Source organism: Variovorax sp. 01T439_2 (assembly GCF_056398445.1).
This window is the reverse complement of the sequence record NZ_JBFTPJ010000309.1, coordinates 1-8,066: the sequence shown is the minus strand read 5'-3', so window position 1 is coordinate 8,066 and position 8,066 is coordinate 1. Positions and strand designations below refer to the sequence as shown.

Annotated in this window: 6 protein-coding genes and 1 pseudogene; 6 read left to right on the top strand and 1 reads right to left on the bottom strand. The window is 69.9% G+C overall.

Features of this window, described 5'->3' with window-relative positions:
• Positions 1-20: 20 nt before the first annotated feature.
• Both AC1DOC_RS16015 and mdoH read left to right on the top strand, forming a co-directional pair.
• Positions 21-224, top strand: a complete 204-nt coding sequence (locus tag AC1DOC_RS16015) for a hypothetical protein (protein ID WP_012746113.1) — start codon at positions 21-23, stop codon at positions 222-224.
• Between the two features lie 7 nt (positions 225-231).
• Positions 232-2,247 carry a glucans biosynthesis glucosyltransferase MdoH gene (gene mdoH / locus AC1DOC_RS16010; RefSeq protein WP_012746112.1) on the top strand — a complete coding sequence of 672 codons (2,016 nt, stop codon included), beginning with the start codon at positions 232-234 and terminating at the stop codon, positions 2,245-2,247.
• Positions 2,248-2,337: 90 nt separating this feature from the next.
• Here the strand turns inward: mdoH and ffh are convergent, their stop codons facing one another.
• Complete coding sequence (gene ffh, locus AC1DOC_RS16005; protein ID WP_012746111.1) at positions 2,338-3,726, bottom strand: signal recognition particle protein; 1,389 nt, start codon at positions 3,724-3,726, stop codon at positions 2,338-2,340.
• A gap of 98 nt (positions 3,727-3,824) precedes the next feature.
• On the opposite strand from ffh, the gene AC1DOC_RS16000 reads away from it, so the two are divergent.
• The 4 genes and pseudogenes from AC1DOC_RS16000 to AC1DOC_RS15985 all read left to right on the top strand — a co-directional run.
• Positions 3,825-4,637, top strand: coding sequence for a cytochrome C assembly family protein (locus AC1DOC_RS16000; RefSeq protein ID WP_012746110.1), 813 nt, complete (start codon positions 3,825-3,827; stop codon positions 4,635-4,637).
• Positions 4,634-4,894: a PP0621 family protein gene (locus AC1DOC_RS15995; protein WP_012746109.1), complete on the top strand. Its 261-nt coding sequence runs from the start codon at positions 4,634-4,636 to the stop codon at positions 4,892-4,894. Before AC1DOC_RS16000 ends, AC1DOC_RS15995 begins: the two co-directional genes overlap by 4 nt.
• 41 nt (positions 4,895-4,935) lie before the next feature.
• Positions 4,936-6,502, top strand: a pseudogene (locus tag AC1DOC_RS15990) (sensor histidine kinase).
• Positions 6,503-6,527: 25 nt separating this feature from the next.
• Positions 6,528-8,066: sigma-54-dependent transcriptional regulator (locus AC1DOC_RS15985; protein ID WP_012746107.1), on the top strand; the 1,539-nt coding region annotated here is incomplete at its 3' end.

The window sequence follows — 8,066 nt, the reverse complement described above, 5'->3', positions numbered from 1 at the left end:
GGGTTTGCCCCTGTACAGGCATGACAGCACTCACCAGCCCATCTTTCGCACTGCGCCAGCAGCGCGACGGCCTGCGTCAAAAGCAGTTTTCCCCCGTGCGGCCCCGTGCCGCCGGTCATTCGGTGGCCGCGCTCGCAAGCGCGGGCGGCGCCGAACCGGATTGCGTGATCAAGCGCTTTCCTGCCATTGGCGACACCCCTTCCCTCGACAAGCAACGTTGGTAAATCACACATGAAGCCGAACGACTTCTCCCAACTGAACGTGCTGACCGAAGCCGACTTCTCGCACCGCAGCCCGGTGCGCGAAGAACGCCATCCCAATTCCGTGACCGCTCCGCCGGTCAACCGCGGCTCCATGACGCCCCGCCCCTGGCGCGGCTTCTGGAACAGCATCGGCACAGCCCTGCTGGTCAAGCTCGGCGCCGGCGGCAAGCCGGAAAGCCAGACCGCCGAAGCCGGCGCCCAGGCCAAGCAGCCCTGGCAGCGCGCCGCGGCCCAGCGCCGCTTCGCCTTCATGGCGCTCACGCTGCTGAGCACCGTGATCGCGTCCGTGCTGTTTGCCGGCGTGCAACCCGACTACGACAACGTCTGGCTCGAATACGGCCAGATCGGCCTGTACGGCCTGCTCTCGGGCTGGGTCGTCACCGGCTTCGTGACCGCGCTCATGGGCTTCTACGTCTCGGTGCGCGGCGACAAGCACGCGCTCTCGGTCAAGCAGGTGGCCCACCACCCGATGAACCCCGAGGCACGCACCGCGATCATCATGCCGATCTGCAACGAGGACGTGGCCACCGTGTTCGCCGGCCTGCGCGCCACCTGCGAATCGGTCGCGGCCACCGGCCACGCCAAGCAGTTCGACGTGTTCGTGCTGTCCGACAGCTACTCGCCCGAAACCGCCGCCGCCGAGCGCGCCGCCTGGGAAGACCTGCGCGCCGCGCTGGCCGACAGCCCCAACCAGCCGCAGGTCGAGGTGTACTACCGCCTGCGCACCCGCCGCACCCACCGCAAGGCCGGCAACGTGGCCGACTTCTGCCGCCGCTGGGGCAAGGACTACCGCTACATGGTCGTGCTCGACGCCGACTCCGTGATGAGCGGCGACTGCCTGACCTCGATGGTCAAGCTGATGGAAGCCAACCCGACCGCCGGCATCATCCAGACCGCCACGCAGGCCATCGGCCACGTGACGCTGCATGCCCGCGCGCAGCAATTCGCCTCCCGCGTGACGGGCCGCCTGTTCACGCTGGGCATGCAGTTCTGGCAACTGGGCGAATCGCACTACTGGGGCCACAACGCGATCATCCGCGTCGAGCCCTTCATGAAGCACTGCGCGCTGGCCCCCATCAAGGGCACCGGCGGCATGTCGGGCGGCATCATGTCGCACGACTTCGTCGAAGCTGCGCTGATGCGCCGCGCCGGCTACAACGTGTGGCTCTGCGCCGACCTGGTCGGCAGCTACGAGCAGCAGCCGCCGGACCTCTTGGCCGAACTGCAGCGCGACCGCCGCTGGTGCCAGGGCAACCTGCAGAACGCCCGCCTGATGGCCGAGCCCGGCATCCACCCGGTGCACCGCGCGATGTTCGTGACCGGCACCATGGCCTACGTCTCGGCGCCGCTGTGGCTCGCATTCCTGACGCTCGGCACCGCGCTGTGGCTGAGCGGCTCGAGCCTGATCTCCAGCTGGAGCGTGCTGCCGGCGGAACTGGCCGGCCTGTGGGTCTGGACCCTGTGCCTCCTGTTCCTGCCCCGCGTGCTCGGCATCGCGGCCGTGCTGATGCGCGGCGAGCAGCGCCAGTACGGCGGCCTGTGGGGCCTGGTGAAGAGCTCGGTGCTCGAAAGCGGCCTGGCCATCGTGCAGGCGCCGGTTCGCATGCTGGCCCATTCGCTGTTCGTGCTGGTCGCCCTCACCGGCATCAAGCTCGACTGGAAGTCGCCCCCGCGCGAAGCCGCTGCCGTGCCGTGGAAGGTCGCCGTGTCGCAGCTCGCTCCCATGAGCGTGGTGGTCGGCGCGCTGGCCCTGGGTGTCGCAATGATCGATCCGAGCGCGCTGATCTGGCTCATGCCGGTGGGCCTGCCGCTGCTGCTGGCCATTCCGCTCACGGTGCTGACCAGCCAGATCGCGCTGGGCACCTCGCTGCGCGACCGCGGCTTCCTGCTGATTCCCGAGGAATCGCGCTCGCCCGCCGTGCTGCGCCGCGCCTGGATGCATGCGCTTCGCCTGGCGCGCCCTGCGGCGCTGGCAACGGCCTGATGCGCTGAAGCTCCACCGCAAACAAGAAAGCCGGCCACGAGGCCGGCTTTTTTATTGCGCTGCCGAAGCAGCAGCCATCGCTCTATTTAATTAGAACGGCAGCTTCGGCCCACCGGGCCCACCCATCCCGCCCATCCCCTTCATGCCGCCCATCTTCTTCATCATCTTCATGAGGCCGCCGCCCTTCATCTTCTTCATCATGCCCTGCATCTGCTCGAACTCGTTGAGCAGGCGGTTCACTTCCTGAACCTGCACGCCCGCGCCGGCCGCGATGCGGCGCTTGCGCGTGGCCTTGAGCAGCTCGGGCTTGCGGCGCTCCAGCGGCGTCATGCTCTGGATGATGCCTTCCTTGCGGCGGATGTCGCGCTCGGCGCGGGTCATGTCGGCCTCGGTGGCCTTGGCGGCCATCTGCTGCGGCAGCTTGTCCATCAGGCTCGAGAGGCCGCCCATCTGCTTCATCTGCTGCAACTGACCGAGGAAGTCGTTCAGGTCGAAGCCCGCGCCGCTCTTGACCTTGGCCGCGAGCTTCTGCGCCGCCGCCACGTCGACGCCGGCCGTGACCTGCTCGACCAGCGCGACGATGTCGCCCATACCGAGGATGCGGCCCGCATGGCGCTCGGCGTCGAACACCTCGAGGCCGTCGATCTTCTCGCTGGTGCCCGCGAACTTGATCGGCACGCCCGTCACCTGGCGCACCGACAGCGCCGCGCCGCCGCGCGAATCGCCGTCGGTCTTGGTCAGGATGATGCCGGTGAGCGGCAGCGCTTCCTTGAAGGCCTTGGCCGTGTTGATCGCATCCTGGCCCTGCATGGCGTCGACCACGAACAGCGTCTCGACCGGATCGAGCGCGCCGTGCAGCTGCTTGATCTCGGTCATCAGCACTTCGTCGATGGCCAGGCGGCCCGCGGTGTCGACCAGCAGCACGTCGAAGAAGTGGCGCTTGGCGTGGTCGAGCGCCGCGCGTGCGATGTCGAGCGGCTTCTGGTCGGGCGTGCTCGGGAACCATTCGGCGCCGGCCTGCTTGGTGACCATCTTGAGCTGCTCGATGGCGGCGGGCCGGTAGACGTCGCCGGAGACCGTGAGCACTTTCTTCTTGCGCTTCTCGATCAGGTGCTTGGCCAGCTTGGCGGTGGTGGTGGTCTTGCCCGCGCCCTGCAGGCCGGCCATGAGGATCACGGCCGGCGGCTGCGCCGCCAGGTTGATGTCGGACACGCCCTCGCCCATGGTGGCGGCGAGCTCGCGGTTGACGATGCCGACCAGCGCCTGGCCCGGCTTGAGCGAGCCCAGCACTTCCTGGCCGAGCGACTTTTCCTTCACGCGGGCGACGAAATCGCGCACCACGGGCAGCGCCACGTCGGCTTCGAGCAGGGCCATGCGCACTTCGCGCAGCATGTCCTGCACGTTGCTTTCGGTGATGCGCGCCTGGCCGCTCATCGTCTTGACGAGGCGGGAGAACTTTTCTGTGAGGGCGGTGGCCATGAAGGAGATGCCTTGCTGCCCGCCGCGGCGGGTCATTGGAAAGGGGGGTTGGCGCCGCGACGCGAAGTGCGCAAGCCTGGGGGAGATAAACTCCGGCAATGATTTTAGCGATCCCCTCCCCACTTGCCGTGGCGCTGGGCATCGCCACCGCGGCTGCCTATGGATTTGCCGCTGCCGCGGGCGCCAGGCTGAGCCGCAAGGCCACCCAGTGGGCCCTCGGGCTGGCGTGGCTTCTGCATGCCGCGGTGCTGGGCCATGGCCTCGTCGGCAGCCAGCCGAAATTCGGCTTTGCACCGGCGCTTTCGGTCACGGCCTGGCTGGTGCTCACGGTCTACGCGGTCGAAAGCCGCATGTACCCGCAGCTCAAGGTGCGCCGCGCGCTGGCCTGGCTTGGCGCGGCCGCCGTGCTGCTGGCCATTCTCTTTCCCGGCACGCCGCTGCATGTGTCGGCATCGCCCTGGCTGCCGCTGCACCTTGCGCTGGGCATTGCCTCGTACGGCCTGTTCGGCGCTGCGGTGGTCCATGCCTGGCTGATCACGCGGGCCGAAAAGCAGATCCGCCTTGCCGCCGCCGAGCCGCAGAGCGGCGTGCCGCTGCTCACGCTCGAGCGGCTCACCTTCCGCTTCGTGATGGCCGGCTTCGTGCTGCTTTCCGCCACGCTGCTCGCGGGCCTGCTGTTCAGCGAAACGCTGTACGGCGCGAGCGTGCGCGGCTGGAAGTGGGACCACAAGACGGTGTTCTCGGTGCTCGCCTGGATCAGTTTCGCGGTGCTGCTGATCGGCCGGGTCCGCTTCGGATGGCGCGGCCGCACGGCGCGGCGCGTGCTGTATGCCGGCTCCGCCCTGCTGCTGCTGGCCTATGTGGGCTCGCGTTTCGTGCTCGAAGTGGTGCTGGCGCGCGGCGCGACATGAAATACCTGCTCGTTCTCGCGGTGCTCTGGGTGGCGATCTGGCTCTGGCGCAAGAACCGCCGGGAAGAAATGCGCGAGACCCTGCGCGAAGAGGCGGCGCGCGCGGCCAGGCGCCCGCCCGCAGCGCCGGCTTCGCCGCAGGCCATGCTGCGCTGCGCCCATTGCGGCTTGCACCTGCCTGCAAGCGATGCAATCGCGGGACCGGGCGGCGCGGTCTACTGCAGCGCGGCGCACCGCCAGGCCGCCGAGCGCGGCTGAGCGGGCGCGGCATCGATGAGCACAGCGCCAAGGGTGCATCCGTGAGTTCTTCCCCATGGTCGCGCGGCGAACCCGCCACCGACTGGAGCACGCTCGAGCCGGGCCCCGGCGAAAGCGCCGCGCTGCTGCGGCTGTGGCGCGGCTTCATGGCGGCGCGCTGCTTCGTTGCGCTGGTGCTCGTGCTGCTGCAGGGCGTGGCCATGGCRCTCGGCCAGACGGTGCAGCCGCTGGCCGTGGCGCTTTCGGCCGGCTACCTGGCTGCCACCTGGCTGGGCGCCCGCTACGCGCATTTCACGCCGCCGATCCGCGCCTTCGGCATGCTGTGGTTCCTCACCATCGGCATCGACCTGGGCACCTTCACCGCGCTGCAGGTGCTCCAGGGCGGCAGCATCAACTACACGCCGCTGTTCGCGCTGCCGGTGCTCATGAGCGCGGTGCTGGGCACGGTGACCGTGGGCCTGGGCACCACGGCCACGGTCACGCTGCTGCTGCTCGCCGATGCCGGCTGGCACTGGCTGCTGCAGCAGCCCGGCGATTCCTCCACCCGCTTCGTGCAGGCGGCGCTCACCGGCACCGGGCTCTTCGTGGTGGCCCTGCTGGCGCACGAGCTGGCGCGCCGGCTGGCCCGCGAGGAAGAAACCGCGCTGCGCAACCGAAGCAGCGCGCAGATGCAGGCGCAAGTCAACGACCTGGTGATCGAGACGCTGAGCGAAGGCGTGCTGGTGATCGACGCCGAAGGCATGGTGCATGCGGCCAATCCGGCGGCCGACGCGATCCTCGGCCAGGGGCTGGCCCGGCTCGGCCTGCCGTTCGCGCTGCATGCGCAGCCCGCCTGGCATGCGCTGGCTGCGCTGGCGCGCCAGACCTTTGCGCGGCGCGCGCCGCGAGGCCCGCATCCGCACCGAGAAGCTGGCCGCGATGGGCCGGATGTCGGCCGCGGTGGCGCACGAGATCCGCAATCCGCTCGCGGCCATCACGCAGGCCAGCGCGCTGCTCAACGAAGACCTCACCGACCCCGCGCACCGCAAGCTGACCAGCATGGTGCAGCACAACGCGCAGCGGCTCGCACGMATCGTGGACGACGTGCTCGACGTCTCGCGCGCACGCCAGCAGCGCGTGCTTTCGCTCGGCGAGCAGGTCGTGCTCGATCCCGCGGTGCAGGCGCTGGCCGAAGAGTGGGTGCGCCAGACGCAGCGCCAGGGCGTGCTGATCGCGCTGGACGCCGCCGACGCCGAGGTGCGCTTCGATGTCGAGCACCTGCGCCGCCTGCTCGTGAACCTGCTGGACAACGCAGCGCGCTACGCGAGCAGCCGCGCGGGCGCGATCCAGGTCGTCACCACCACGCAGCGCGGCAGCGCCGGCCGCCCCAGCCTGCAGGTGTGGAGCGACGGCGCGCCGCTGGAGCCGGCGGTGCAGCGCCACCTGTTCGAGCCTTTTTTCTCATCCGAGAGCCGCTCCAGCGGGCTCGGCCTCTTCCTGTGCCGCGAGCTGTGCCGGCGCCACGGCGCCACCATCGGCTACGAGCGGCGCGCGCTGGTGGCGGGGGGGCCCGAGGGCAATGAATTCTTCGTCAGCTTTGCGCCGAGCGAAAACCGGCTGACACAATAGCGTTGTGAGCACTCCCCATCCCTCCATGCAGCGCCCGGCCAACATCCTGGTCATCGATGACGAGCCCGACCTGCGCACGCTGTACGAACTGACCCTGCTGCGCGAAGGCTATCGCGTCGAGGCCGCCGGCAGCGTGTCGGAAGCCTGGCAGCACCTGGAGGCGGGGCAGTTCGATGCGGTGATCACCGACATGCGGCTGCCCGATGGACAGGGCATGGAAATCATCCACCGCATCCAGAAGAACCAGCGCAGCGAGCGCTGCGTGGTGATGACGGCCTACGGCTCGGCCGAGAACGCGGTCGAGGCGCTGAAGGCCGGCGCCTTCGACTACCTGACCAAGCCGGTCGACCTGAAGCAGTTCCGCGCCGTGGTCGCGTCCGCGGTGCAGGCGCAGCAGGCAGCGCCGGCCAAGGCCTGGCAGGCGGCGCCCGCGGACCCGTTGCGCGCCGGCGCGCCGGCCGTTCCGGACAGCGGCGTCGCCGCGCTCGAGCGGCTGGTGGGCGACTCGGAGCCGATGCGCCTGGTCAAGTCGCGCATCGCCAAGGTGGCGCGCGGCATGGCGCCGGTGCTGGTGCGCGGCGAATCGGGCACCGGCAAGGAACTGGTGGCGCGCGCCGTGCATGCCTGCAGCCAGCGCAGCGAGGGCCCCTTCGTCGCGGTCAACTGCGGCGCCATTCCCGAGAACCTGCTCGAGGCCGAGTTCTTCGGCGCCCGCAAGGGCTCCTACACCGGCTCGTCGCAGGACCGCGACGGCTACTTCCAGGCCGCGCGCGGCGGCACGCTCTTTCTCGACGAAATCGGCGACCTGCCGCTGGCGATGCAGTCCAAGCTGCTGCGTGCGATCCAGGAGCGCAGCGTGCGCTCCATCGGCTCGACGCAGGAAGACGCGGTCGACGTGCGCATCGTGAGCGCCACCCACAAGGATCTCCATGCCGAAGTCCAGGCCGGCCGCTTCCGGCAGGACCTGTTCTACCGGCTCAACGTGATCGAGATCGCGGTACCCGCGCTGCGCGACCGGCGCGAGGACCTGCCCGCGCTTTGCGCCGCGCTGCTCGCGCGCATTGCGCAGGACGGCGGGCTGCCGGTGCCGCATCTTTCCGCCGAACTGCTGCGCCGCCTGGCCCAGCACCGGCTCGACGGCAACGTGCGGGAGCTCGAGAACCTGCTGCACCGCGCGGTGGCGCTCAACGACGGCGACGAACTGCACCTGGACCTGATGGCGCCGCGGCCGGAGGCTGCCGAGGCACCGGCCGAGACGGCCATCGCCGAACCCGCGCCCTCTTCTGCCGCCGCGGCCGGCGGCGAAGCGCCTCGGGCGGCCGCTGCGCCCGCCGCGGAATCCAAGCCTGTGGCGCCCGCCCTCCCCTCGGACCTGCAGGCCTACCTCGATCAGCAGGAGCGCGAGATCCTCGTGCGCGCGCTGCACGAAAGCGGCTTCAATCGAACGGCCGCCGCCGCGCGGCTCGGCATGAGCCTGCGCCAGATCCGCTACCGCATCGCGCGGCTGGGCATCACCACGCCCGGCGGCGACGAAGGTGCCAGCAGCACCAGCCATGCCGACGAC